This window comes from Rhodococcus sp. WMMA185, assembly GCF_001767395.1.
GTDB lineage: Bacteria > Actinomycetota > Actinomycetes > Mycobacteriales > Mycobacteriaceae > Rhodococcus_F.
The window spans coordinates 3,844,428-3,870,097 of the sequence record NZ_CP017014.1 but is presented as its reverse complement, the minus strand read 5'-3'; the positions used below and the strand labels follow the sequence as shown (position 1 = coordinate 3,870,097).

24 protein-coding genes are annotated in these 25,670 nt (G+C 63.0%); 9 read left to right on the top strand and 15 right to left on the bottom strand.

What is annotated here, in order from left to right; translation table 11 throughout:
* Nucleotides 1-34: 34 nt before the first annotated feature.
* The 6 genes from BFN03_RS17425 to BFN03_RS17400 form a co-directional block, all read right to left on the bottom strand.
* A complete protein-coding gene (locus BFN03_RS17425; RefSeq protein ID WP_070380064.1) occupies nucleotides 35-802 on the bottom strand; it encodes an SDR family NAD(P)-dependent oxidoreductase in 768 nt (255 codons plus the stop codon).
* Nucleotides 803-883: 81 nt separating this feature from the next.
* A complete protein-coding gene (locus tag BFN03_RS17420; protein ID WP_070380063.1) occupies nucleotides 884-1,954 on the bottom strand; it encodes a hypothetical protein in 1,071 nt (356 codons plus the stop codon).
* A complete protein-coding gene (locus BFN03_RS20270) occupies nucleotides 1,955-2,506 on the bottom strand; it encodes an LpqN/LpqT family lipoprotein (protein WP_084385670.1) in 552 nt (183 codons plus the stop codon).
* A complete protein-coding gene (locus BFN03_RS20495; protein WP_157109644.1) occupies nucleotides 2,499-3,452 on the bottom strand; it encodes a hypothetical protein in 954 nt (317 codons plus the stop codon). Before BFN03_RS20495 ends, BFN03_RS20270 begins: the two co-directional genes overlap by 8 nt.
* Before the next feature lie 86 nt (nucleotides 3,453-3,538).
* The gene (locus BFN03_RS17405; RefSeq protein ID WP_070380060.1) at nucleotides 3,539-4,546 is read right to left on the bottom strand and encodes a hypothetical protein; all 1,008 of its coding nucleotides are present in this window, start codon (nucleotides 4,544-4,546) and stop codon (nucleotides 3,539-3,541) included.
* Entirely contained in the window at nucleotides 4,543-4,872 is a 330-nt protein-coding gene (locus BFN03_RS17400) for a hypothetical protein (protein ID WP_157109643.1), read from the bottom strand. The genes BFN03_RS17405 and BFN03_RS17400 overlap by 4 nt, the downstream gene beginning before the upstream one ends.
* 231 nt (nucleotides 4,873-5,103) lie before the next feature.
* On the opposite strand from BFN03_RS17400, the gene BFN03_RS17395 reads away from it, so the two are divergent.
* Entirely contained in the window at nucleotides 5,104-6,468 is a 1,365-nt protein-coding gene (locus BFN03_RS17395; protein ID WP_070380059.1) for an MFS transporter, read from the top strand.
* A 55-nt stretch (nucleotides 6,469-6,523) separates the two neighbouring features.
* Here BFN03_RS17395 and BFN03_RS17390 read toward each other — a convergent pair whose 3' ends face one another.
* A complete protein-coding gene (locus BFN03_RS17390; protein ID WP_070380058.1) occupies nucleotides 6,524-7,105 on the bottom strand; it encodes a dihydrofolate reductase family protein in 582 nt (193 codons plus the stop codon).
* Nucleotides 7,106-7,176: 71 nt separating this feature from the next.
* Here BFN03_RS17390 and BFN03_RS17385 point away from each other — a divergent pair, with 71 nt between their 5' ends.
* Entirely contained in the window at nucleotides 7,177-7,749 is a 573-nt protein-coding gene (locus BFN03_RS17385) for a TetR/AcrR family transcriptional regulator (protein ID WP_070380057.1), read from the top strand.
* A 50-nt stretch (nucleotides 7,750-7,799) separates the two neighbouring features.
* On the opposite strand, the gene BFN03_RS17380 is transcribed toward BFN03_RS17385, so the two are convergent.
* Together BFN03_RS17380 and BFN03_RS17375 are read right to left on the bottom strand one after the other, a co-directional pair.
* A complete protein-coding gene (locus BFN03_RS17380) occupies nucleotides 7,800-9,191 on the bottom strand; it encodes an aspartate aminotransferase family protein (protein ID WP_070380056.1) in 1,392 nt (463 codons plus the stop codon).
* 19 nt (nucleotides 9,192-9,210) lie between these two features.
* Nucleotides 9,211-10,728, bottom strand: coding sequence for a CoA-acylating methylmalonate-semialdehyde dehydrogenase (locus BFN03_RS17375; RefSeq protein ID WP_070380055.1), 1,518 nt, complete (start codon nucleotides 10,726-10,728; stop codon nucleotides 9,211-9,213).
* Between the two features lie 118 nt (nucleotides 10,729-10,846).
* Between BFN03_RS17375 and BFN03_RS17370 the strand changes: the two genes are divergently transcribed.
* Complete coding sequence (locus BFN03_RS17370) at nucleotides 10,847-12,463, top strand: PucR family transcriptional regulator (protein ID WP_070380054.1); 1,617 nt, start codon at nucleotides 10,847-10,849, stop codon at nucleotides 12,461-12,463.
* An 87-nt stretch (nucleotides 12,464-12,550) separates the two neighbouring features.
* Nucleotides 12,551-12,910, top strand: coding sequence for a hypothetical protein (locus tag BFN03_RS17365; protein WP_070380053.1), 360 nt, complete (start codon nucleotides 12,551-12,553; stop codon nucleotides 12,908-12,910).
* A gap of 62 nt (nucleotides 12,911-12,972) precedes the next feature.
* Here BFN03_RS17365 and BFN03_RS17360 read toward each other — a convergent pair whose 3' ends face one another.
* Both BFN03_RS17360 and BFN03_RS17355 read right to left on the bottom strand, forming a co-directional pair.
* On the bottom strand, nucleotides 12,973-13,680 hold the full coding sequence (locus BFN03_RS17360; RefSeq protein ID WP_442971853.1) for a TMEM165/GDT1 family protein: 708 nt from the start codon (nucleotides 13,678-13,680) through the stop codon (nucleotides 12,973-12,975).
* Between the two features lie 276 nt (nucleotides 13,681-13,956).
* The gene (locus BFN03_RS17355; protein WP_070380052.1) at nucleotides 13,957-14,484 is read right to left on the bottom strand and encodes a peptidase; all 528 of its coding nucleotides are present in this window, start codon (nucleotides 14,482-14,484) and stop codon (nucleotides 13,957-13,959) included.
* Nucleotides 14,485-14,688: 204 nt separating this feature from the next.
* Here BFN03_RS17355 and BFN03_RS17350 point away from each other — a divergent pair, with 204 nt between their 5' ends.
* On the top strand, nucleotides 14,689-16,068 hold the full coding sequence (locus tag BFN03_RS17350) for a YhgE/Pip domain-containing protein (RefSeq protein ID WP_070380051.1): 1,380 nt from the start codon (nucleotides 14,689-14,691) through the stop codon (nucleotides 16,066-16,068).
* Here BFN03_RS17350 and BFN03_RS17345 read toward each other — a convergent pair.
* Both BFN03_RS17345 and BFN03_RS17340 read right to left on the bottom strand, forming a co-directional pair.
* Complete coding sequence (locus BFN03_RS17345) at nucleotides 16,053-17,489, bottom strand: amidase (protein ID WP_070380050.1); 1,437 nt, start codon at nucleotides 17,487-17,489, stop codon at nucleotides 16,053-16,055. The two genes, BFN03_RS17350 and BFN03_RS17345, sit on opposite strands and share 16 nt — an antisense overlap.
* A gap of 118 nt (nucleotides 17,490-17,607) precedes the next feature.
* A complete protein-coding gene (locus BFN03_RS17340) occupies nucleotides 17,608-18,231 on the bottom strand; it encodes a superoxide dismutase (RefSeq protein WP_070381030.1) in 624 nt (207 codons plus the stop codon).
* Nucleotides 18,232-18,770: 539 nt separating this feature from the next.
* Here BFN03_RS17340 and BFN03_RS17335 point away from each other — a divergent pair.
* From BFN03_RS17335 to BFN03_RS17325, 3 genes are all read left to right on the top strand, one after another.
* The gene (locus tag BFN03_RS17335) at nucleotides 18,771-20,012 is read left to right on the top strand and encodes an acyltransferase family protein (protein WP_198163286.1); all 1,242 of its coding nucleotides are present in this window, start codon (nucleotides 18,771-18,773) and stop codon (nucleotides 20,010-20,012) included.
* Complete coding sequence (gene msrA, locus BFN03_RS17330; protein ID WP_070380049.1) at nucleotides 19,972-20,643, top strand: peptide-methionine (S)-S-oxide reductase MsrA; 672 nt, start codon at nucleotides 19,972-19,974, stop codon at nucleotides 20,641-20,643. The genes BFN03_RS17335 and msrA overlap by 41 nt, the downstream gene beginning before the upstream one ends.
* Nucleotides 20,644-20,994: 351 nt before the next feature.
* Nucleotides 20,995-21,585, top strand: coding sequence for an Rv1733c family protein (locus BFN03_RS17325; RefSeq protein ID WP_070380048.1), 591 nt, complete (start codon nucleotides 20,995-20,997; stop codon nucleotides 21,583-21,585).
* 13 nt (nucleotides 21,586-21,598) lie between these two features.
* Here the strand turns inward: BFN03_RS17325 and BFN03_RS17320 are convergent, their stop codons facing one another.
* Nucleotides 21,599-22,525, bottom strand: coding sequence for an LLM class F420-dependent oxidoreductase (locus tag BFN03_RS17320; protein ID WP_070380047.1), 927 nt, complete (start codon nucleotides 22,523-22,525; stop codon nucleotides 21,599-21,601).
* A gap of 41 nt (nucleotides 22,526-22,566) precedes the next feature.
* Here BFN03_RS17320 and BFN03_RS17315 point away from each other — a divergent pair, with 41 nt between their 5' ends.
* Complete coding sequence (locus BFN03_RS17315) at nucleotides 22,567-23,433, top strand: S49 family peptidase (protein ID WP_070380046.1); 867 nt, start codon at nucleotides 22,567-22,569, stop codon at nucleotides 23,431-23,433.
* A 60-nt stretch (nucleotides 23,434-23,493) separates the two neighbouring features.
* Here the strand turns inward: BFN03_RS17315 and BFN03_RS17310 are convergent, their stop codons facing one another.
* Nucleotides 23,494-25,275 carry a hypothetical protein gene (locus tag BFN03_RS17310; RefSeq protein ID WP_070380045.1) on the bottom strand — a complete coding sequence of 594 codons (1,782 nt, stop codon included), beginning with the start codon at nucleotides 25,273-25,275 and terminating at the stop codon, nucleotides 23,494-23,496.
* Between the last annotated feature and the right edge of the window lie 395 nt (nucleotides 25,276-25,670).

The window sequence follows — 25,670 nt, the reverse complement described above, 5'->3', positions numbered from 1 at the left end:
CGCACCGATCACCACGCACCGGAGGCCTGGCGGCCTACCGTGGGGCCATGCGCAGAGCACCGTCCATACGAATCGTCTCACCGTTGAGGTAATCGTGCTCGACGATCATCTGAGTGAGTTGTGCGTATTCGGTCGGCTGGCCGAGGCGTGACGGGAACGGGACGCCGGCCTCGAGGCCCTTGCGGTACTCGTCGGTGACGCCGGCGAGCATCGGCGTGTCGATGATGCCGGGCGCGATGGTGTTGACTCGGATGCCGAACTGCGCCAGGTCGCGGGCCGCGGGGACGGTCATGCCCTGCACGCCGCCCTTGGAAGCGGAGTATGCGATCTGTCCGATCTGGCCCTCGAACGCGGCAACGGATGCGGTGTTGATGATGACGCCCCGCTGCCCGGATTCGTCGACGGTATCCGTCTTGGCGATCGCATCGGCGGCCAGGCGCATGACGTTGAACGTGCCCAGCAAGTTGACTGTGATGACGGTGCGGAACAACTCGAGGTCGTGCGGACCCTTCTTCGACAGGATGCGGCCGGCCCAGCCGACTCCGGCGCAATTCACGACGATGCGCAGCGGGACACCTGACCCGACGATCTGCTCGACGGCTGCCTGCACTTCTTGATCGCTGGTGACGTCGGTAGCGATGAGGGTGACGCCACCCGGGACGTTGTCGCCGGCCCGCTCGATCGATTGCTGCAGGTCGAGTCCGAACACGGTGGCACCGGCGTCGGCGAGACGCTTGGCGGTGGCGGCTCCGAGGCCTGAGGCTGCCCCGGTGACCAGTGCGGCGGTTCCCTGAATTTCCACGGCTGTAATCCCTACCCTTCCGTCGACCACCATTGGCCGACCCTGGTGACCTGCACCATAACGCGAACGAATCGTGGGCTGTCATCCGGTTACGGGCAGGGGAGCGGACCCCGGCGGCGGCATTGATCGGCGTCGGCGAACGGCGTCCCCGGACGGCTTTGTGGGCCGCCGTCTTTGCAGACGCTGGAACTCTGCGGCCTTCTGCCGCGCCTTTTGCACGGAAATCGGCCAAGGTCGATCAATTTTGCGTCCTGCTCGCAGTCTGTCGATCAGTGGCGGTGGCGTCAGCAGCTTGGGAGCGTCTTGCTTGGCGAGGAGATCGCGGGCTTCCGGATTTGTCCTCATGTACTCCAACAGTGAACGCAATGCGTTTGGCTCAGCTACCAATCTGTGCGCATGGATCGTGGTTTCTTTGGGATCAGAATTGGTGGAGGCGTCGGCACCACTCGTGGTGGTGATCTTCAGAAGCGGGTTGAAAAATTCCACCGAGCCGTGGGTGTACATCCACGTATCAGGCGTGATACAGGCGATGTCATCCCATTCGAAGAATCTGTCATCGGTCGTGGCTCGAAAGAATTGGTGTCCACGAATGATGTATTGAATCCCCGAGGGATAGATGAGGAGGGTGGATGCGGCCCTGAACGCAAGGATGGCGAGAATGCACAAGAGTGCCCCCGCACCGTAGGCGCCCATGAAGTAGGCGCCTTCGCGGGTCTCCAGCCCATTCGGTAGTAGCGTTTCACCAATCCCGGTGAACGCCATGGCGGCAGCGATCGACGCGGAAATCCCGATGAGCCCAAGCAGGAAGACAATCGTATGGACCGAACGCGAGTCGGGGATTGATACTGCAGTGCCGTGTTCAGTCGTCCGGGAGCCAACCCGGCGCGACACACCGATCCACGATATTCCCGCGGTGCTGGGCACCATCACCGTCATGCAGATGAACAGGGTGAGGAATACCGTGAAAATACCGACTTCGCCTGATGCACCCTCGCGAACGGCCTCCGAAAGGGCGAAACCACAAAGAATGCTCATGGCGAGCGTGAGTGCCGAGAAGAGCAACCACCAGTAGCTCAATTTTTGCGGCCAATACAGAATCTGTGGAATCGGATTGATGGGCGGAGAAGCGAACCTGAGTTCTGATTGCATCATTCAACCCATCGCGATGTTGAGCGCAGAATTGAAGACCACCACGTCAACATCCAATTCCTCCGCCTGACTCTGGAATATCGTGACGGTGAGCTGGGTCAGGAACTGCGAAGATCCGACCGAACTGACGACGTATCGGTTGGTCGCGGCGAACGTGCGGTCATTCACCGTGTAGCTGCCCTGTATGAAGGCCGAAGGGTGGCCCTGATGTGGGGCCCTCGACACCACATGCTCGTGCCATTCGGGCAAGGCACGGGAGTCGGCTCCGCCACAAGCCAACAAGGCTTCGGCATCGACAGGAGCAGTAAGCCTTCCATGGAGCAGGACCACGTTTGGCGCCCACTCCTGCTCTCTGTGAGATGGATTCACCAGTACGTGGTAGGCGTTGGGGAACAGGTCGGCGGGAACTGGTTCCCAACCCGGGAGCTGAGGCACAGATACTCGCGGATGGTCCGCGACCTCGGGGTTGCACGGTTCGCAGGAGGCGCCGACCGTCTGGAGGTGCCCCGCTAGCGTCCCATCGAGAGGTTCGTCCGTAGTGCTGGTGCTAGGCATTCGGGGGTGCCCCTGCCCCAGAACCGGGGGCGTTCTTCGATTCTCGCGCAGACCGGAACCGCTCGCGCAGGGGCGGTGGAGTCAGCAGCTTCCGCGCTTCCGGCTCTGCGAGTAGTTCACGGCCCTCAGGATGGTCCTTCATGTAATCCATCAGAGAATAAAGTGTATTCGGCTCGGAAATCAATCGGTGAACGAGGATGACGGTTTCATTGTTGGAGTCTGTGTCCGAATCCGTCGATGGGGAAGCATAAACTCTTATCAGCGGATTAAGAATTTGAGTGGTGCCGGTTGTGACGATCTGTGTGTCTGGGGTGATCCTCTTGATGCGATCCCATTCGATGAAGGTCTCGATATTCTTCGTTCGAAAGAAGCGGCGACGTCGGACAAGATATCGGATTCCGGAAGGTGTGAGACTCAGTACCGCATTTTCCTGGATAGCCAGGGATAGTAGCACCAGAAATAGAGATGAAAAGCCAGCCATCGCCATATAGGTTGCACCGCCGCTAGCGTCACGACTCGTCGGGAGTAGGGTCTCTCCTAGCCTGAAATACCAAGTAGATGCTGTAGTCAATCCGACAATTGCGCCGCATGCAAAAAGTATGGCCAGGAAAGCATCATCACATCGAGTGGGTATTCGAATTCCGACTCGGTGATCCGCGTCGAGTGATGAAACGCGCCGTGGGAGGTAAATCGAACGGAATCCTGCGGACCTTGCTGCGAAAACCGATGCGACGGTTACCAACATAAGGAATGCCGTGAAGCCGATCACCATTCCTGCCTCGCCTTGTCGAATACCTTTGGCGATGCTGATGACCCCTGCCCAGGCCACGAATATTGGCAGCGCCAATGATGCAAGCCAGGTGTACTTGAGCTTTTGCGGCCACACTTCGAGTTCTGGTATTCTCCTGCCATTCAAGATGGATATATTCTCTGCTCGAGATTGCATGATCTGATCTTCCTCGGTCCAGTTCAATAGCTTGATATCTACGCTGTGCGGACTCGCGCATTCACCGGTCGGGATGCAAGCCGCCCCTAGTCCCATGCCGCCTGAACGAGCTTTGCGCTGGTATAGGCTGTAACCCCACCGGCGAACGCCCCTACGACGAGACCGACTATCGTCCCACCCCCAGGTACGACCGAACCCGCTGCCGCGCCGATCGCGGAGTTCGTGGCTGCGCCCCCGGCAATTGTGCCGATCCAGAATCCGAGCCCCGCTCCAGCACCCTCGGAAACGACAGCCTTGGTCGGGTCCATCCCGTTGTCGATGTCGGTGATGATCGCGGGTACGGCGCCGAGGGCAGCCCCGAAGGGGCCGAATCCCCGCCCAATCAGTTTTCCGACGTCGTCACTGGCTGCGGCTGCCGCGTTCTTCAGGCCGGTGCCAGCGGCGTCGGTCATGATTCCGATGGTCGAGGCTGCGGCGGTTGCCTTGGTCGCAGCACTGTCCGGTTTCCAGCTGGACCCGCCTTCGACTGTCATGACGTCGGTGGGGACGGCGGCTGCTCCTGCATCTGTAAGTTGTTCGATGGCGCGCCGTATGAGTCCATTCGCCTCCGTCGCTGCCTGGTTCGCTTGCCGCAGCGCATCGACGACGCTGATCGTGAGTTGGGCGGCTTCCTGCTCGATCCGGATCCGTGCGAGGTCACGAGCGGATTCGGGAGCGAGGGCGAGCCAACCGATCAGCCCCGCGGCATCCACCACTCCGTCGTCGTGAACGTGGAAGCCCTGACCTAGGGTATTGCTGACCAAAGACACCAAGTGTTGCCTTGCGCTGTCGAGGATTCCCGACGCTGCACGAAACTGAACGCCCATTTCGGTGAAGGCATCGCCGACCGACCGACCAAGTGAGCGCTCCCGAACGACACGGGCGGCAGCCGCGCTAGCCGCGCCGCCGTGCCACGTTTCGGCGAGCACATCCTGCGCAGCCACGACTCCGTGGTACTGCTCGTTGAGCGTGTCGGCGAGGGCATCGAGTCCGTCTGCCGTGGCGATCAGTGAGGCTGGGTTCCAGGACGTAACTTGGGGGATCGTTGCGGTCACTGGGGAACGTCCAACTCATTCAGCATCTCGACAAAGTCGGTTTCGGTGACGTCGTAGTTGCCCGCGGTCCCGTGCGCGATCTCAGCCACTTCACTCAGGCGCAGACAGAGGTTCTGCAGTGCAGTGATGCCGGCGTCGCACGCTGCGACGCAGATGTCCGAAAGTTCGGTGCCGGATGCTGCTGTCTGCGATTCGGCGAATGGCGTGGAGAGATCAACCTCGGTGATTTCCCTCGCGGCACCCGCTACCGCCCTCGCGAATTGCTCGAGCATTCCCGGATCGACCTTCAACGCCACAGTCGCCACCCCCGAAACCTGTTTGAACAAGACGTGAAGGTATCAGGAGAACGACTCCGACCGTGTCGGGTGATCGAAGAACTCGTCGCAATTGCCCGATCGGGTCTTGCCGAGGTGACTTGACGCGCGGACAGTTGGATTGTCGTCGTTGCCGACGCTCTGGTAGTGCGAGTCCGACTCGTCCGACGCATCGGCTGAGGGCCAGGTCGGGAGCCGGACGACGCAGGATTACGGCTTTCGTCGTCAGGAGCTAGCAACGAAATGATGTCCTCGATAGGTCGGGCCGGCAATGAGACGTTTCCCGGTAGCGGTGACGACTCCGGTACCGGCCGCACCCGACGAGAACATCCCAGTAAGCCGACGGCACTGCAGAGGCGGGTGCTCGTCGGTGGCAGTGTCGGGCACTTCGTTGATTTCTACGATTTCACGCTGTACGGCCTGACAGCGGTCATCATCTCCCAGAGATTCTTCCCCAGCGAGAGCGCCGCGCTTTCGCTGCTTTCGACATTCGCGGCCTTTGGCGTTGCATTCGTGATCAGACCGCTCGGTGGCCTGTACTTCGGCGCGTTGGGCGACAGAGTCGGGCGGCGTCGAGTCCTGTTCATCACGTTGACCGCGATGGGCGGTGCGACAGCCGTCATGGGACTACTTCCCGGGTACGAGGAGATCGGGCCTCTTGCGCCGGTTTTGCTGATCCTTTGCCGGCTTGTGCAAGGTTTTTCCACCGGAGGCGAATCCGTCGGTGCCCCGTCCTTCGTCTTCGAGCATGCACCGATCGACAAGCGCGGGTATTGGATCAACGTCACTATCGCGGCGACCGCCCTGCCTTCTGTGGCTGCCGGCACGTTGATTCTGCTTCTCAGTCGATCGATGTCCGATCAGAGTTTCACATCGTGGGGTTGGCGAATCCCGTTCCTCTTGGCACTTCCGCTGGCACTAGTTGGTTTGTTCATCCGAAGCAAGACCGAGGAGAGTGATGTCTTCCGGGTGGCCGAGGCCGAGCGGCCCAAGGAGTTCCACCCGATTCGGGAAGCCTTCTACGAGAACAAGCTTCGCATGGTTCAGGTCGTATTTGTCGTCGGCCTTTCGGCAATGGGTTTCTCCTTCCTGGCGGGGTACTTCGTGTCATACCTTCAGACTTCCGGGAATCTGAGTCGCGAGATGTCTCTCGAAGTCAGCATCGGTGCACTCGCGCTGTATGCCGTGTTGATACCGCTATCGGGCCGAGTAGCTGATCGCCTCGGGCGTAAACCAATGCTCATTGCAGGGTCGGCGATGCTCGCGGCCATCTCGATCCCGGCGTTCGTACTGGTCACGAGCGGTAACGTTCTACTCGCGTTGTCGGGGCAGTTCCTCTTCGTGGTGGCACTCTGCGTCTATGGTGGTGGGTGCTACACCTTCTTCGTCGAAATCTTTGCCACAAGAACACGTTTCACCAGTGCGGCCATCGGCTACAACGTCGCCTACGCCGTTTTCGCTGGTACTGCGCCCTTCATCGCGACAGCCCTGATCGGTATCACAAATGTACCGGCGGCGCCGGGCTTCTACATGGCGGCAGCAGCCGCGATCGTCCTGTTGCTCGTCATCTCGACGAATATCCCGGAAACCCGGGGACGCGTGGGCTGACGGTGCCGGCGCGACCGACTGGCCACGTTGGTGACCCTGCTTGTAGCAGTTTCGGTCAGTTTCTTGTGGTTCGGCAGAAACTCGTGATCGCCACGCCGTCGTCGAGTGAGGTGCAGTCGGATGGTGTGAAAGCGGTTGGCTGGAAGGCGCCGCTGAACACGGGTCGTCCAGAACCGGCGATCACCGGGTAGCTCTTGATGATCAACTCGTCGATTTCTGGGAGGAGCGAGGCCGCAAGTTTCCCACCACCGGCAAGCCAGATGTCTAGGCCCTCTGTGGACTTGAGCTTGCGGACAGCGGTGAGGGGATCGTCCACGATCGACTCGATCGCCGGGTCCGGGCTGGCTTCCAGTGTCGTCGACACCACGAGTTGGCGAAGGTGGGCGTACGGGCTCGTGATACCGGCCGTGAGGGCCGGTTCGTAAGTCCCGCGGCCCATCACGACCGTGTCGAACGATCGGTTGGGGGTCTCGCCCAGTCCAAGGGCCGGTCGCATGTGCGTCGGGATGGTCTCGGGGTAGTGGTCAGCGATCCAGGCCGCCATCGTGTCGGAGAGTGAGAAGAAGTCGATCTCATCGTCGGGCCCGGCGATGTAGCCGTCCAGGGTGACACCGACGTAGTACACGAGCTTTCGCATATGACCACTCCGTCTGTAGTACTATGGATGAAGTGGTTTGAAACTAGTGTTGCGGATGGAGTGGTGTCAAGGTGCGACGGAATGCCGAGCGGCGTGCGGCGCTCGTCGACGGCGCAATCGAGGTGCTCGCCCATGAGGGGGCGCGGGGCCTGACCTTCCGGGCTGTCGATGCCGAGGCGGGGGTACCTGCCGGAACCGCGTCGAACTACTTCGCGAATCGCGACGATCTGTTGACCCAGGCCGGAATGCGGGTCTATGAGCGGCTGCGGCCGGACGATGCAAGCTTGGACCTCAGCCTGACCGGGGCGCATGACCGCGAGCATCTCACCGCGCTCATGCGCGAGGTCGTTGGCCGGGTCGCCGCGTTCCGCACGGGATTCCTCGCACTGCTCGAACTCCGACTCGAAGCGACCAGGCGACCTGAACTGCGTACCGTCCTCACAGAACGAGTGCGGCAAGACCTGGATTTCAACATCTCAGTCCATGCCGGGGCACAGATGCCAGGAGACTCGACGGCTGTGACCCTGCTCTACATGACGCTGAATTGGCTGATCGTCGATCGTCTCACGCTGCCGGAATTGTTCTCGGACGAAGAGATCGACGAACTCGTCGCGGTGGCGGTCGATCGGGTCTTGCCGAGGTGACGCGAGGCGCGGACAGTTGGGTTTCCGCCGCACGTTTGCTCGGATCGGTCTTACGTGTTGGCGTGATGGTCTGCGATGTCGAGTGCCGCGTCGAGGATTTCGAGTCCCTGGCGGGCTTCGGCATCGGTAATGGTGCACGGCGGCACTGCGTGGATGCGGTTGAAGTTCGCGAACGGTAGCAGACCACCTGCCTTGCACGCGGCGATGACCTCGTTCATTGCCGGACTCGACGACCCGTAGGGGGCGAGGGGTTCCTTCGTGGCCCGGTCGGCGACGAGTTCGATCGCCCAGAACACGCCTAGGCCGCGGACCTCACCGATGGACGGGTGTCGCTCGGCGAGTGCGCGGAGTCCGGGACCGAGGATCTCGGTTCCGATCCTGGCGGCGTTCTCCACAATTCCTTCCTCTTCCATCGCGGTGATCGTTGCGACTGCGGCTGCCGTGGCGAGGGGGTGACCCGAGTAGGTCAGCCCACCGGGGTAGGGGGAGTCGGCGAATGTTGCGGCAATCTTGCCGCTGATCGCGACGCCGCCGAGTGGGACGTACCCGGAGTTGACGCCCTTGGCGAAGGTGATCAGGTCGGGGACGACGTCGAAGTGGTCGATGGCGAACCACTTGCCGGTCCGCCCAAATCCGGCCATCACCTCGTCGGCGATGAACACGATGCCGTAGCGGTCGCACAGTTCCCGGACACCGGCCATGTATCCGGGCGGAGGGACCATGATTCCCGCCGTGCCGGGAACCGACTCGAGCACGATCGCCGCGATCGTATTCGGCCCCTCCATAGCGATCACCTGGTCCAGATGCGCCAGTGCGCGCTCGGTTTCCTGCTGCTCGTCGGCCGAATGGAACTGCGAGCGGTAGAGGAACGGGCCGCCAAAGTGCACGACGCCGCTGTTGCCGTAGTCGTTGGGCCAGCGGCGGGGATCTCCGGTGAGGTTGACCGCGGTGTCGGTGCCGCCGTGGTACGACCGGTACCGGGAGAGCACCTTGTACCGGCCGGTGTGCAGTCGCGCCATCCGAACCGCGTGCTCGTTGGCGTCGGCACCACCGTTGGTGAAGAACACCTTGTTCAAATCGCCGGGGGTGCGTTCGGCGATCAACCGCGCGGCCTCGGAACGGGCGTCGTTGACGAATTGCGGTGCAACGGTGCACAGCTTCGCAGCCTGCTTCGTGATGGCGGCAACCACTTTCGGATGCTGATGCCCGATATTGGTGTAGACGAGTTGGGAGGAGAAGTCCAGCAGCCGGGTGCCTTCGCCGTCCCACACATACGAGCCCTCAGAGGCGAGGATCGTCATCGGGGTGATCTGCTCCTGTGCCGACCACGAGTGGAACACGTGCGCACGGTCGAGTTCGTAGGCACGTTCGCCTTCGGCGCGGGCCTCGCCCAGATGCTGTCCTGTAGGCAGGGTGACGTGCTCGGGAACTGTGGTCGTCATTGTCAGGTGTCCTTCCCGATCAGTTGTTCTGGGGAAATCCGAGATTGATGCCGCCGTGGCTGGGGTCGAGCCACCGACTCGTGACGACCTTGCCGCGGGTGAAGAAGTGCACACCCTCGGTCCCGTGGGCGTGGGTGTCGCCGAACAGTGAGCTCTTCCATCCACCGAACGAGTAGTACGCGGTAGGAACCGGAATCGGGACGTTGATGCCGACCATCCCGACCTCGACCTCGTTTTGGAACCGCCGCGCCGCGCCGCCGTCGTTGGTGAAGATGGCAGTGCCATTGCCGAACGGGCCGGAGTTGATGAGATCCAGTGCCTCCTCGTACGAGTCGACGCGTACAACGGAGAGGACCGGCCCGAAGATCTCGTCCGTGTACACGGACATATCGGTGCTGACGTTGTCGATCAGCGTCGGGCCGAGCCAGAACCCGTTCGCCTCGCCATCCGCATCGACGTCGCGGCCGTCGACGACGATCGTCGCGCCCGCGGCCTCACCGGCGTCGACGTAGGAGGCAACTTTGTCGCGGTGCACCTTTGTCACCAGCGGCCCCATGTCCGAGTCGCGGGTGCCGTCTCCGATCTTCAATGTATTGGTGCGGTCGGCGATCTTCGACACCAATTCGTCGGCGATGTCCCCGACCGCGACGAGGGCGCTGATAGCCATGCACCGCTCACCGGCAGATCCGAAACCGGCGTTGACCATAGCGTCCGCTGCGAGGTCGAGGTCGGCGTCGGGCAGGACGACGGCGTGGTTCTTCGCGCCGCCGAGCGCCTGGACGCGCTTGCCGTGAGCAGTGCCTGTCGCGTACACATACTCGGCGATTGGGGTCGATCCGACGAAAGAGATCGCCTTGACCGCTCGGTGCGTCAGTAGTTCGTCGACGGCGGTCTTGTCGCCCTGCAGGACGTTGAAGACACCGGCGGGCAGGCCCGCCTCGGCCCAGAGCTCAGCTATCCAGATCGCGGCGCTGGGGTCCTTCTCGGACGGTTTGAGGACCACCGTGTTGCCGGTCGCGATGGCGATGGGGAAGAACCACATCGGGACCATGGCGGGGAAGTTGAACGGAGAGATGATGCCGACCACGCCGACGGGTTGGCGGATCGAATGCACGTCAACGCTGGTGGAGGCGTTCTCGGTCATGCCGCCCTTGAGAAGATGCGCTATACCGCAGGCAAATTCGACGACTTCCTGGCCACGGGATACCTCGCCGAGGGCATCGGAGACGACCTTGCCGTGCTCGGAGGTGATGATCTCGGCGAGTTCGCTCTTGCGCTCGTTGAGCAGCTCGCGGAACTTGAAGATGATCGCAGTCCGCTGGGCGAGGGAGGTGTCGCGCCAAGCCGGGAAAGCGGCTACGGCGGCGTCGATGACGGTGTGGGCGTCCTCGACGCTCGCCAACGAGACCTGACCGGTGACCGTGCCGGTTGCCGGGTTCGTCACCGGCACGGTGTTCGCGCCGGTGCCGGTGAAGGTCTTGTTGTCAGACCAGTGCGCGATCTTCCGGACCTGGCCTGTGCCGTTCCTACGTGTCATGAAGTTGGCGTCCTTGCCTTGGAGCCTGCGGGGTTGCTGCCTATAGCCTCACCCGGAGCAACGTCCACGGGCGGCTACGTACTGTAAGCATCTCCAGGTCTCTATTTACACTGTGTAAATGCAGCCGACCATTGCGCAGATTCTCACCCTGCCCGTTCTGCGGGCAGGCCTGCCGGAAGTGCTGGGCGGGGGGAATCTCGAGCGTCCGGTGCGGTGGGTGCACATCTCCGATGTCGCCGACCTCACCGACCTCCTCCAAGGCGGGGAACTCGTGCTCACCACAGGTCAGCCGCTCGCAGACGAGGACACAAGGGCGCGGTATCTCGTTGGGTTGGCCAAGGCAGGGGCTGCGGGTCTGGTCGTCGAGTTGGGTACCCATCTCGTTTCCGCACCGCCCGATCTGGCGGCCAAGGCCGACGAACTCGAACTCCCGGTTGTCGCATTGCACCGTCAGATCAGGTTCGTCGAGGTAACGGAGGAAGTGCACCGCTCGATCGTCGCCGAGCAGTACGAGGAGGTTGCGTTCGCGCGACACGTGCACGAGGTCTTCACCGACCTGAGTATGAAGCGGGCCGCGCTGAGCGAAATCGTCGATTCTGTCGCGGAGATCGTCGGCGCGCCGATCGTGCTCGAGGATCTCAACCATCAGGTCCTGGCGTTCGCGGCGCACGGACATCCGACGTCGGAACTCTTGGCCACCTGGGAACGCCGCTCTCGCCTGACGCCCGTTTCCTCCTACACCGACATCGTGGGCCCCGAATCATGGTTGACCACTCCGGTCGGTCCCCACCGGCAGGAGTGGGGACGCCTCGTCGTCCCATATCCGCCGGAGTCTGCCATTCGTGCCGGTACGGCCCTCGAGCGCGCCGCTCAGGCCCTCGCCCTGCACCGGATGGTCGAGCAGGATCGGACGGCGCTGGAACAGCGAGCCCAAAGCGGTCTGGTCGACGAACTTCGCCGTGGTCGCATCCCGGATGAAGCCGAGGCCACCGCACGGGCCCACGCGCTCGGCCTTCGGCCAGCCCTCAAGTATGTGCCGATGACGGTTCGGGTCAGTGAAACCATCAGCGCCGACCAGGTTTTGGCTCAGCGACACCAGGTCGGCATGCTCGATGCGGTGCGGCATGCGGTGCGCTCGACGCTACACACCGCTCTGACCGCCAACAGTCGACCCGGCCAGATCGACCTCCTACTGTCCGGGCCGCACATCGGTTCCCTGGAGGATTCGGTCACCGAAGTGTGCCTCGGGCTCCGGGCCGCATTGATGCGACTCGACGGTGTCTCGCACTGCGCGATCGGAGTAGGGCCGGAGTCGACCCGGTTGCTCGACGCCGCGAGTGGGCTGGATGACTCCGAACACATCGCCGAGGTCGCCCTGTCGCTCCCTCAGGGAGACAAACCCTTTCACCGCGCAACCGACATCCGACTGCGTGGCCTGATAGCCCTGATTCGAGACGATCCGCGGGTTCAGGCGTTTGCCGAAACCGAGCTACGCGGATTGCTGGAACACCGCACCCGCTACGGTGACGACGCCTTCGACCTCGTGCGCACCTTCCTCGAAGTGGGCGGGAACAAGACCGAACTGGCCAAACGGCTCCACCTGTCCCGGCCCACGCTGTACGCGAAATTGGCAGCGATCGAGCGCATCCTCGGCGTCGATCTCGACGACGCCGAGTCCCGCACCTCACTGCATGCGGCCATGCTGATTCTGGACGCGACCAAACGTCGTGCTTGAACCGATGCTCGCGTGAGAAGCGCTCGAGCCGTTCTTGGTAGGTTGTCTGCCCACACGCAACAGGGCCACGGGGACGGATGGGGACCGATGACCGAGGATCGGCTGGAAGTAGACCGGGAGACGTTGGTGCGCTGCATCGCCGCCTGCGACAGGTTGGCCGCCGAGATGCGGGATCTTGGACAGCGGGCGCGGCAGGAACTCGCGCCCGACACCTTCGGGCTCGGCGAATCTCGCCTGGGTTCAGCCGCGGAATTGGCCGCGAGGTTCCGTGCGACGGCGATCGGTGGTCCGGGGGTTGCGGACGAGAACACCGCGGTGGGAATCTTCGCCGCACACGAGCGTTACGCCCTGGATCAGCGGGCGGCGTTCGAGGCCGTCCTAGCCCGCTACGACGAGCAGGACGCGGCGACCGCGGGTCGCCTCGACGGCACCGGCGCGGATTTGTAGTCCGCCGCCCAGTGCGCAGTTCTGCAGGAGAATGCCGAGTGCCTTGCTGCAGATCTGCGCACTCACGCGCGAAGCATCTGTTCGTCGTTCGTCGGAACTTCGCGGTGGCGGCGCGACCGTACGGCGCGCACCGTCAGGGCGCTGAGTGCGAGCACGACGAAGGCGCCGGTGCCAATCGGACCCGCTGCGTTGTCAGGGAACAGGCCTTCGAGTAGCAACCAGATACCGAAGGAGAAGAACAGGATCGCCGCACCGATACGGATGACGCCCTCCGGGAGGTGCTTGCCCAGTAGGGCGCCGAGGACGATGGCGAGTCCATCGGCCGCCACCATGCCTACGGTCGACCCGATCCACACGCCGACGGTGTCGTGATCGGTGGCGAGCGTGACGGTGGCGAGCATGGTCTTGTCGCCCAGTTCGGCGAGCAGAAAGGCGGAGGTGACCGCCAGGAAGGCCGATCGTGCGGTTCGTCCAGCCTTTCCCTGCTCGCCTTCGCTCAGGCTGTCGCCGCGCAGTGTCCACGCGCCGAAGATCAGGTAGGCCACGCCACCGACGATGCTGATCAGGGCTGTCGGGATGGCCACGCCGAGGTAGTGCCCGATGGCGACGGAGACCAGGTGGACCAGGGCGGTTGCGAAAGTGATGGCCGAGATTACGACCCACCAGCGGTAGCGCAGGGCGAATGTCATCGCCATGAGCTGAGACTTGTCGCCCAGTTCGGCGACGAAAATTACGACGCAACTCAGCAGAACGGCAGCTAGCACACGCATCCTCCTCCGGTGGTCGGTCGGAGGATGCCAGGTAGATTCCTCCGGCCTGGCAGACGCGGGCGCGCCTGCTCGGCCGAAGGTCTCGCCCACCGGCGCCGACTGATGCGGCATCGGTTCGCCAGGCCGGGCCCAGTGCTGCATGGCACCGAGCCAGTGTGTCGACACAGGCGATTGGGGGCTACTCCCCTTCGATGCCGGCAACGTTAGTCCGGATTTAATGAAATCGCAAAGGCAACAACAAGTTTGGGAAGCCGGGTGGCGAAATTTCGGTTAACCTTACGAGGCCAGCAGCATGGCCAAAACAGCGGTGTCCGGGTCGCTGATCGGGTCTATGCCGACCCTACTGACCATGGAAGTGACGGTTCCGTCCGCTTCCGCTTCGACCCAGGCGGCTCGGTGTTCGAGCCCAAGATGCGGGAGACCGGGCAGCAGGATGCAGCCAGAGGCCGCGCCTGTGCATTCCGGCAACGACGGCGTCGTCTCCGACGGTGGGTGCAGCATTATCAGTGCCGGCGGTTGGTGTTCGGCGAACCGGCCCGGTTCCAAGGCACTCTCTCCCAGAACAGGCCCCTCCGCGACCACGAGACCGACCGTCTCGGGCGCGGGTTCCTCGGGCAGATCCTCGTGCGCCCCGAAGACCGTTGTGGTGTGGAGTAGTCCCGGAACCGAGGCCACTCGAACAGCGAGAGCGAGAAGCTGCGCCCATTCCTTGGTGGTGTCGGGCCAACGCCCGGAAATGACGAATCCCCGCAGAGTACCTTCGGCCTGGAAGGGCGAGATGCCGATATAGCCGTCCCTGTTCATCTCTACCTCCTCGGTGCGATGAAGCGCTCCTAGGCATGCCTCACTGCGCACCCGGTCGGGTACTTGAAGAATGCACCCGATGAGGCCTGGCACACAAGAGGATGCGAGTGCCAACCGCCGTTAACGAAGAGGGCGACGGGCTCCTCAGAGAAACCACAGAGTTGCCACAAGATCCGGTCATCCGATCCTCATATAGTCGCCGCAATGACCTCTGAGCATGTACGCAACACCGAGAATCGCGCCCGAACCGGGTCTATACGAAAGGCCTTTGCATCACCGCGCGTCTCCGCGGTGACGCTGTCCGGTCTGGTCGTGGCATCTGTGGCAGGTCTCGGGTACGTGTTCTTGGGAGGAGACAAGCTGGGCGAAGGGAAGGACCACAGCCGGACCGTAGCGATCGTGAATGCCGACGTGGGTGCGACGGTGGACGGACAATCGGTGCGAGCGAGTGACAAGCTGATCGAGCAGCTCGAAGCCGAGGATTCCTTCGACTGGACGGTAGTCGACACGGGCGCAGCCTCGAGCGACAAGTATTTCGCCACCGTGACTGTGCCGGAGGACTTCAGCGAGGCAGTGTCCTCCGTCTGGGGTACGAATCCGCGCCAGGCCACCCTCGCCGTTGACATCGAGGGCTCCGATCCCGCTGCATCCGAAGAACTCTCGGGACTCGTGTCATCCCGGATCAGTGCCGACGGAATCACCGCCCTACTGGCAGACATGTCCTCGTCTCGGGCGACATTCCAGCAAGCGGGCTTCGCCGCCGGGTTCCTCGCCGCCGGAACTTCCGCGGCCGACTCTGCGGTGCAGCAACTCATGGAGGGCGCCGACACTCTGCTGCCGTACCTCGATTCGGCACGCTCGGGCGCAGTGGAACTGCAGCAGGTCGCCGATCAGATCGAGGGGGTGGTCGGTGAGACCTCGGGGAACGTGGACGATCTGGCAGGCAGACTGACCGGGCTGGGACTCACGCTGGGGCAGGCGAACGCCAGCGCCACCGCGATGCAGGCGAGTGTCGACGACGCTATTCACCTGCTGAACGCGACTCCTCTTGCGCCGACGGTCGTCCCGTCCCTACAGCAGGTCAGCGACGACCTCGGACTGCTCTCGTCGCAGTTGGGTTCGGTGCCCGGACTGCTGGGTGGACAGGTCGGTCCGGAAACGGACCTCGGCGAACTGGTGCGTGTCGCAATGGCTGAGCTGGCCGATGTCAGCGGCCAGCTCAGCAGCGCGGCACAGCAATTGAATGACGGCATCGTTCCGATCGCAGATGAGGCGCCGGAACTGCTGGACGGCGCCACCGCACAGATCGTGGACGGCTTCGAGTCTCTCAAAACACTGTCAGGGCAGGTCTCCACCGACCTGAACGATGGTGTTGCCGCGATACCGGCCCGCTCGTCTGCTCAGCAGGCCCAGTTGGCGACGGTGTTGGCCGAACCGGTCGCGGTGACGCGCACATACTCCGCGCCCACCTCGATCCTCACGGCCGAACACCTCGCCATCGGATTCGGGATCACGACGATCCTGCTGGCGGGGGCTGTGGCCTGGATGAGCAGGCGCACCCCCGATCGTCAGCGAGCGTCCTGAATCCGCTTCCACGGCGTCGCCTGCTCGAGTTCGAATGCCAACTCGAGCAGGGTCCGCTCGTCCCCGTGATCCGCGGAGAAGTGAGATGCCAGCGGAAGCCCCTGGGACGTCTCGTGCATCGGCAGGGAGATGGCCGGCCCGCCCGCTGCGTTGTTCAGCGGGGTGAAACCCGTGAACGCGATGATCTTCTCGAACAGCTCCTCGAAACTCTGGTTCGGCGAAAGATATCCGAGCTTCGGCAATGTCTGGGCGAGGGTCGGCGACAGGACAACGTCGTACTTCTGGAAGATCTTCGCGTACTCGCGGTACGTGCGGTGCAGGCGGTAGAGCATCCGGGGAGTCTTCGCGATGTTCTTGCGGTACAGCGCGGCCAGCCCGCGTGTCAGATTGTCGGTTGCCTCGCGGTCGAAGTCCGGTCCGAGCGTCCGTTTTCCACCGTTGGAGAGTGCGAACGACAGGAAGCCCCAGTAGATGGCGAAGTCTTCCTCGAACGAAGGACGAATCGGCATCGGGCACTCCTCGACGTGGTGCCCGAGCTGAGCCAGCAGATCGGCGGTGGCGTGCACCGATTTCCGGGTCTCGTCGTCGGTTGGGGTGGCCGTCACCGAATCGACGACCACTCCGATCTTCAGTCGGGTGCTGCTGGGCCCCTCGACCAAGCGGGTCGGCGGCAGAGCAGGGTTGCGGTAGTAGCGTTCGGCAGCGGCCATCCATCGGGCGGTGTCGCGCACCGATCGGGTGACCGCACCCTGCCCCACGAGTCGGATCGGCATCGATGTGTCGATGGCTTCGGAGACTGTTCGGCCGCGGGTCGGTTTCAGGCCGACGAGCCCGCACGCCGCGGCGGGAATGCGGATTGATCCGCCGCCGTCGTTGGCATGAGCGATCGGCACCACACCTGCTGCGACGAGCGCGGCCGAGCCGCCCGAAGACGCTCCGGGCGAGTACGCGAGATTCCACGGATTGTGAACGGGTTCGGCATCCATGAATTCGGTGGACGGGCTGAACCCGAACTCCGGCAGGCGGCTCTTGCCGAGTGGGATCACGCCGGTGGATAGGTATTGCTTGACGAAGTCTCCGTCTGCTCTAGCGGGCTTCGCCGTGAAGGCAACGCTCCCGTGCTGGGTGGGCATCCCGGCAACGTCGACGTTGTCTTTGACGACGGTCGGCACACCGGCGAAGATGCCCTGGTGCGGCCGGTCGGCCTTGGTCAGCGCGCGATCGAAGTCAGCGCAGGCCAGCCCGTTCAGAGCGGATTCGACGGATTCGGCACGAGCGATCGCGGCCTCGGTCACTTCGCGGATCGACACGTCGCCGTCGGCAATCCGCTGCGCAACACCGGTGGCATCGAGGTCTCCGAGAGCGTCGTCTCGGAAGGCGTGGACGAGCGTCTCGTCCCGGGAATCTATGGAGTCGGTCACGTCCAAAGCTTATTGGACGCTCGGTCAAATCGAAACAGCATGGATCGCCAAAACAAGCACGAGCGCACGAAAAACCGAATCCGGCGTTCTCGTGCGCTCGTGCAGAAAGAAGCGATGCTTACCCGAGGAGGCCGGCCCCCTGGGTACGCGCACGCTCGAAGCGCTCCGCTGCGTCCGCCCAGTTCACGACGTTCCACCAAGCCTTGACGTAGTCCGGCTTCACGTTCTGGTAGTCGAGGTAGAAGGCGTGCTCCCACATATCGAGCATGACGACGGGGATGATCGCGGCGGTGATGTTGCCGTGCTGATCCGTCATCTGCTCGATGACCAGTCGCTGGCCGATCGTGTCGTAGCCCAGCAATGCCCAACCCGACCCCTGGATGGTGGTGGCGACACCGGTGAAGTGGGCCTTGAACTTGTCGAACGATCCGAACTGATCGTCGATGGCGGCGGCCAGGTCGCCTGTCGGCTTGTCGCCACCGTTCGGGGACAGGTTCTTCCAGAAGATGGAGTGGTTGGTATGGCCGCCGAGGTTGAAGGCGAGATTGCGCGACAAGAGCAGCGCCTTGTCCGCGATCGTGCCGTCCTCGCGGGCCTCGGCCATCTTCTCGAGGGCGGTGTTCGCGCCCTTCACGTAGGCCGCGTGGTGCTTGTCGTGGTGCAACTCCATGATCTTGCCGGAAATGTGCGGCTCGAGAGCGGCGTAATCGTAGGGGAGTTCTGGCAGCGTGTATTCAGACACGAGCATCCCTTCTTTGCGGGCCTGCGAGCCCTGGGTTTTCGGGTGTAGACACGTGGCGACACCCGTCTTTCTTTGTCGTCTTCAGGCTTCGACCCGTCGTGCAGGTTTCCACCCCTCTCATTGGTACACCCTGCACAAACATCGAAGCGGAGGGGGGCGAAACCCGGAAAGGAAAGTTCGGCTGTCCGAAAAATACTCACGGTCACCGTCGCCGATACATTGGCGACTGGTCCGGTAAATCTCGGTTCCGTCCACACTCGGTTCATCGGTTCATCGGTTCATCGGATCAGCGGTACGGGTGTCGCAGCACCGCGAGAACCGATACCCTGTTCGCAGCGATTCGGGCACATCTCAGAACGAAAACAACGTACCCTTGTTCAGCTGCAGGTAGTTCCCCCGTTCGGGTGATTTGGTACTCCACCGATCGGGCGACCGCGGGCCTCGGAGATCGCATTCTTCCTGGCAGAGCGACCGCATTCGATTTGCGGTATAAGGTGCCGAGTCGCTCACCGTAAACGCGCCAGGCTAGGCTGTGGGCCGTGCCTTCGCTGTTGCCTGTTGCGGATACGCATGCGGCGGCGCCGCGTGTGGATCTCACGGGCGCGAATTTGCTCCGTTTCGTGGCAGTCCTGGCCGTACTCTACTCACACATTTCGTTCTACCTGATCGACGACCTTGGGACCGGATGGTGGTTCATCGACGTCGTTCATCGGACATTCATCGAAGTAGGCGGACTCAACCAGCACCTGTCCTTCTTTGGCGTAGCCATTTTCATGATGCTGACCGGTATGTTGATCACCCGATCAGCCATCCGCCAAGAGCCGGGACAATTTCTGCTTCACCGACTCGGGCGTATTCTTCCCGCATTCTGGGTGGCCATATTCGCCGCGATCGTTCTGGTGCGACTCGGTATCAACGGCATGTTCAGTGGGCAGGACGGAGTATCCAACGTCGAGGCGGCCCTGAGTTTCGTGCTCGGCGGTTTCTTCCTCAAGCCCGAGGTAGCGGTACTCGGTGTCACCTGGACTCTTGCCGTGCAGGTTGTCTTCTACTTCTCCTGTGTGGCGGCGCGTCCCGTTCTGCGGTCAGTGCCTATCGTGATGCCGATGGCGGGCGCGGCTGTCTGCGCGCTGGTTCTGCTCTACAACATCTACGTGCCCCAGCCGTACTCGGTCCCGATGCTGTCGAAGATCGCCGCGACTATGCCGGCAGTCTTCCTCGGACAGATCCTGTACCTCGCGTGGGCGGGACTGGCACAAAAACGGTGGATCGTGGTCGCCTTGATCGCGCAGGTCCAGCTCATTCAGTTGGCCACCGATTTCCGTGTCTACTGGGCCGGGAACCGCTATCTGTGGACCTTCTTCGTGATCACCCTGTGTGTGGTGCTGATCGGCCGTTACAACGGGCCGGTAACGCGCTGGGCGGTTATTCGGTGGACGGCCCAGCGCAGCTACGCGATTTACCTGGTGCACACGCTGATCCTGTACCGGGTGTACAACGTCACGGTCGATTCCCTCGGCGCGACCGGGGCGGTCATTGCATTCCTCGTTGCGACCGCCCTGGTGTCGGAGGCGCTGTACCGATGGGTGGAGGTTCCGGCGACGCGGTGGGTTGCGGCGCGAGCCGAACAATTGCGCGAGCGGTCGAAGCTTGCGAAGGAACGCGCCTCGGCGCTCGCGCAGAAGGGAACCCCGGCGCCAGCGCCGGAGGGTGCCCCGGTGCCGCAGGTAGCATCGAGTCATGTCATGGTACGACGACCTTCTGGGTCGAGCCTCAGCTGAATCCGTGATGGTCACCGCCGAGGATGCACTCCCAGGAAGTGATCGGCCGATACCGGTTCTGGCGACGCACTTCGTGAACGGGCATCCCCTCGAGGAACCATTCCCCGAGGGGATGGAGCGCGCGGTGCTGGGCATGGGTTGTTTCTGGGGTGCCGAAAAGGAGTTCTGGCAACTCGAGGGCGTGTACACCACAGCGGTCGGATACGCCGGAGGCTATACGTCCAACCCCACCTATGAGGAGACGTGCTCCGGTCGCACCGGACACACCGAGGTGGTGCTGGTGGTGTTCGATCCGAAAATCATCTCGTACGCCGAGATACTCGGCCATTTCTGGGAGAACCACGACCCGACACAGGGCATGCGGCAGGGCAACGACCGGGGAACGCAATATCGTTCCGCCATCTACACGTTGGACGAGCAGCAGATAGAGACCGCGGAAGCTACCGCCGAAGCCTTCGAGAAGCGCCTCGCCGCCGCCGGCTACGGAGCAATTACCACCGAGATCGCCCCGCTCACGAAGTTCTACTATGCCGAGGACTATCACCAGCAGTACCTGGCAAAGAATCCCGGCGGTTATTGCCCGGTGCATGCCACTGGCGTGAGCTGCCCGGTCGGATTGCTCGAGCCCTAGGAGATTCGGCCGAAGTCGCCCTGGATTCATCTTCGAATACCGAAGTGGATGACAGTTCAAATACCGAAGTGGATGATAGCGAATCGATTTCGTCCGTCGCGTCTCCATTCGATGTTGTGTCGCGATGTGATCTCGGATCGGAAGATGTTGCGCAACAGCATCACCGCGACGCTGAACTGCGGAACTTTCGCCCGATCCTTACGCGGCGGTACGCTTGGTAGCGCAACAGGTTCGTGCGGGGGCGTGCACGAAGGCGCCTAGTGCCTATTGGTACACCCTGTCGCCTCGATCCCGTTCGTCTTGCGTTCGACGCTGAACCGCAGGGCGTTGTGAGCGAGAGGACGGTTCGGAATGCTGAACGATTCTTACCCGCGGCGTCCGCATAGGCGCCCTTCTCGTCGGGGTAATCCACTTCTGAGGCGCTCGGACCGGATAGAGCGACGGGCCAGCATTCTTCTGGTGCTGCTTGCGCTGGTCATGCTGCCACTATCGGTCGTGATGGGCGCCCGCACCATCGATAGTCAGTTGGCCCTGTCGAAGCAACAGAGCGCCGAGTACAGCACCGTCACTGCCACCACGGTCGCCGACGCGTTCAACGAGGCCACAACTTCGCGCTTCGCCGCGTCCGAAGCCTATGAAGCGCCCGCAGAGTGGACGTGGGGCAACGCCGTCCGCAAAGGTGACATCGCGGTCTACCCGGCTACACAGGCGGGCTCGCATGAGCAGATCTGGGTCGACCAAAACGGGAACCTCGCTCAGAAACCCGTGTCGCCGGCCGCGGCACGAGTCGGTGGTGTGATTGCGGGGCTGTTCACCTGGTTCGCCGTGATGGCGATCGGGTTGTCCGGACTCGCGATCACCCGGATCCTTCTCAACCGCGCACGTTACGCCCAATGGGACCGAGAGATCCGTCAGTATCTGGACTCGAGCACGCGGCACTGAGGTCGGTCGGGTTTCACAACTGGGGCATTACCTCGCTCGCGACGAGCTCGACGTGGTCGATGTCGCTCAGGTCCAAGGTCTGCAAGTAGATCCGTTGCGTTCCTGCCTCGGCGTAGCGGCCGATCTTGTCGACCAGTTCGGCAGGCGACCCGGCGAGCCCGTTCTCTCGGAGTTCGTCTACGTCGCGCCCGATGGCTGCGGCGCGACGCGAGACCTCCCCCTCGCTTCGGCCGCAGCAGAGGACGAGCGTGGTGGAGTACACCAACTCGGTCGAGTCACGGTTGATTGCCTTGCACGCGGTCCGAACTCGACCGAATGCCTCTCGCGCTGCATCAGTGTGATGGAAGGGCGCATTGAATTCGTCCGCATACCTCGCCGCGAGCGCCGGGGTCTTCTTCATACCGCCGCCGCCGATGATGATGGGCGGGCCGTGTGGCTGCCGAGGCTTGGGAAGGGCGGGCGAATCCTTGACGGTCAGATGCGCCCCGTCGTATGAGAAGGTCTCGCCGACGGGGGCGCGCCACAACCCTGTGATCACGGCGAGGGATTCGTCGAGCAGTTCGAATCGTTCCTTCAGTGAAGGGAACGGAATCCCGTACGCCTTGTGCTCCTCCTCGAACCATCCGGCGCCGATACCGAAATCCACGCGGCCGTCGCTCATCTGGTCCACCTGTGCCACCGAGATGGCCAGCGGTCCGGCGCGGCGGAACGTCGCTGACGTGACCAGGGTGCCGAGCCGGATCGTGGACGTCTCGCGGGCCAGTCCGGCCAGGGTGATCCACGCGTCCGTCGGGCCCGGCAAGCCCTCCACATTCATAGGGAGAAAGTGATCCGACCGGAAGAACGCGCCGTATCCACATCGCTCGGCGGCCAAAGCCACGGCCAGCAGCTCGTCGTAGGTTGCGCCTTGCTGAGGTTCGGTAAAGACTCGCAACTCCATGGCTACCACTGTGCCTGATTCGTCCTCGGTAGGCTTGCTCCATGGCGAAAAACCCGTTAACTCTGCCGAAACCGCTGGCTGACAAGCTTCCAGATCGGTTCGGGGGCGCCGGTTCCGGCGTGGTACCGGTGGTACGGCTGCACGGAATGATCGCTTCGGGTGGCGCGGGGTTCTCTCGAGTGCTCAGCGCGGAATCGGTGGAGGAACCCCTTCGGCGGGCGTTCACCACGCACGACGCCAAGGCCGTCGCGCTCTTGATCAACAGTCCCGGTGGTTCGCCGACCCAGAGTGAATACATCGCCTCACGCATCCGGCAACTGGCCAACGAACACGACGTGCCCGTGATTGCGTTCTGCGAGGACGTCGTGGCTTCCGGTGGTTATTGGCTGGCGTGCGCGGCCGACGAGATCTACGCGACCGCAACATCCGTCGTCGGTTCCATCGGTGTTATCTCCGCCGGCTTCGGATTCTCCGAATTGATCGAGCGCCTCGGTATCGAACGGCGACTCCATTCTGCTGGGGAAGCGAAAGCCCGCCTGGACCCGTTCTTCGTCGAAAAGTCGGAGGATGTCGAGTGGCTGAACACGATCCAGGAAGGCATCCACGACGAGTTCCGTGACTGGGTGATCGAGCGTCGCGGGGAGAAGTTGAAGGCAACCGAGGCAAATCTGTTCGACGGCGACGTGTGGCTGGGGCGCCGCGCCGCCGAGCTCGGCATCGTGGACGGCATCGGCACGCTGCGCGAGGTGGTGGAGAAACGGTTCCCGGGTGCGAGGCTCGAGATGACCGAGGCTCGGCGCACGCTGTTCGCGAGGTTGGGGCTGCCCACCGCGGTTCTGGACGATGCCGCCGCCGCCATCGTGAGTGCGGCCAGTGCTCGCGTCGCCTGGTCTCGCTACGGCAGGTAGCCATTTCGGCGCCAGCTATTTCGGGACCGGCTATTTCGGGACCGGCTACTTCGGGACCGGCTACTTCGGGACCACGGAGCCGACCGGTCCCGTGCCGATGCAGACGGACAGATTGGGGGTGAGGGTACTCACCCGCAGGTAATTGCCACCCCCGATGAGCCGCACGAACACCGAACCCAGGCCCTGTTTCACGGGCACCCGCACCGAATCGCCCTGCTCGAGAGCGACCGAGATTTCTCCGTCGGCGTCAGCCATGTAGTTGAGTTCCGCTGTCCACTCCCAGCCGATCAGGGGGCCGTCGAGGGGGAGCGGCACGAAGCTTCGCTTGTCGACAAGGTGACCGCAGTCCGGGGTCGTGCCGGGCTCGATCGATCGCACCCACGTGACCTGTGCGTCGATCACTGAGCCGTCGTCGTCGATCATCCGTAGGTCAGGTGTGTTGTTGGAGAACTCAGGGCGGTCACGTAGCGGGGCGAGGAGCCTGCTCACCATGTTGTAGGGGTAGGCAACCGGCAGCAGTACCCAAATAGACGTGGGCTGATCGAGGATCGGCGCGTCACTGTGTTCCGCGAGCGATTCACGTGCGGTCGCGAGGTAGTTGGTTGTCGGGTTCTCGTCCCAGCTCCGGCTGAACGTGTACGTCGACCACAGGCTGCTGGCGATGAATGCGGCGACGGCTACGACCGCAACCACCGGCTGCACCCGGATGGGGGCAGCGTTTCGTGCGGTGGCGCGGGCGATCAAGGCGAGGGCGATCGCCAGGATCACTGCGGTGTCTGTGAAGTACCGAAGGGTCTGCGCGAGTTCGTAGGCGGTGTTGTCGCTCGATCGGGTGACGACCATTGCCGTCACCGACAGAAGGAAGTATGCGGCCGTCAGGATCCACACGGCGACGATGCGGCGCTTGCGTCGCACGGTGGCGATCACCGCCACGGTTAGAGCAACCCAGCCGGCCACCACCAGCACTGTCGGAGGTGTGGCCCAAGATGGGCTCGGGATCCAGCGCGCCCACGCCCAAGGTCCGCCGAGGAGGGTGGGGAGGAGACCGCGTGACGTGGCGTGACTGAACAACTCGAACGCGGCCACAGCGTTCGGTCGCACCAACCGGGACTCAACCGAGGAGAGGTAGACGATCGCCCACGCGGCGAGCACCACTGCTGACCCAATCCACAGCGGTGCGCCCCGGCGCAGTGTCGACAGGACGGGCCGCTCGCGACCCTCGATGTGCGCGAGCAGGGCCACCGTTGCGAACGCGACGAACGGAACCAGTACGGATTTCTCGAAGAACAGCAGCGAAGCGATCAGCACGAGTGTGCCCGAGACTGCGTATCGTCGACGCCCCGTCCGGCACAGGTCGAGTGCGTCTCCCGCCACCCAGGCGAGCGCGATCTGCAGTGGCAGCGCATTGAGCGCGGCCGCCCACCAAGCGAATGCAGGCAGGGTCAGCGGAGAGAAGAGGTACAGCGCCAGCGGAATCAGCAGGACGGGCCGCAGACCGAGGATTTTGCGCAGCAACCGGAAGACCGCATACGAGGCGAGCGCTTGCAGCACGACCATCGTCAGCATCGGCAGGATCCATTGGTACGGCGCGATCCGCGTCGCGATTCCCGCAACCAGGAAGGCACCCGGCATGAGGTGACCGTCGTGGTCGTAGAGAAGAAGGTCGCTCGAGAACAGGGGGACGCTTGCGCCGCGTCCGACAAGGATCAAATCGTCCCAGTAGTAGCCGCTGTGGCCCGCCACCAAGGTCCGAACGAGCAGTTGGGCTGCGATGAGACCTGCCGCCACCTGAAGGACTCGGGTGGGCCCGAGGTTCCATCGCGACCCGATTTCTTCCTTCATCGGTCCCCGAGATTACAGGGTCGGCGAGATCTCAGATTTGGGTGGAACCGGATGGTGACGGGCTGCGTCAATACGAGTGTCGGGGAATCTTCACCCCGGCGAGGTGGGGGAAGACGACGGCCGGTCCGGAGTTGTCGGGTTGCTTCGCGGCAACTCGACGTAGGAGGGGTAATTCCGGGCCGAGCGTCGTCCACCGCAGTTCGTTGGTTCTGCCGCTTTGGTTCTGCCGCAGTTCGACAGTTCGTGGGGATGCCGTGTCAAATTGTCCACGGCTGTGGACCAGCTGCTCGAACCTGTCAACAACCAAGCATCACCAACGCGCTCTGACCTGTGTATAAGCGCCACAAACAGTGGTCACAGCTGTGAATGAAGCTGTGGAAACTGTGGATAACTTC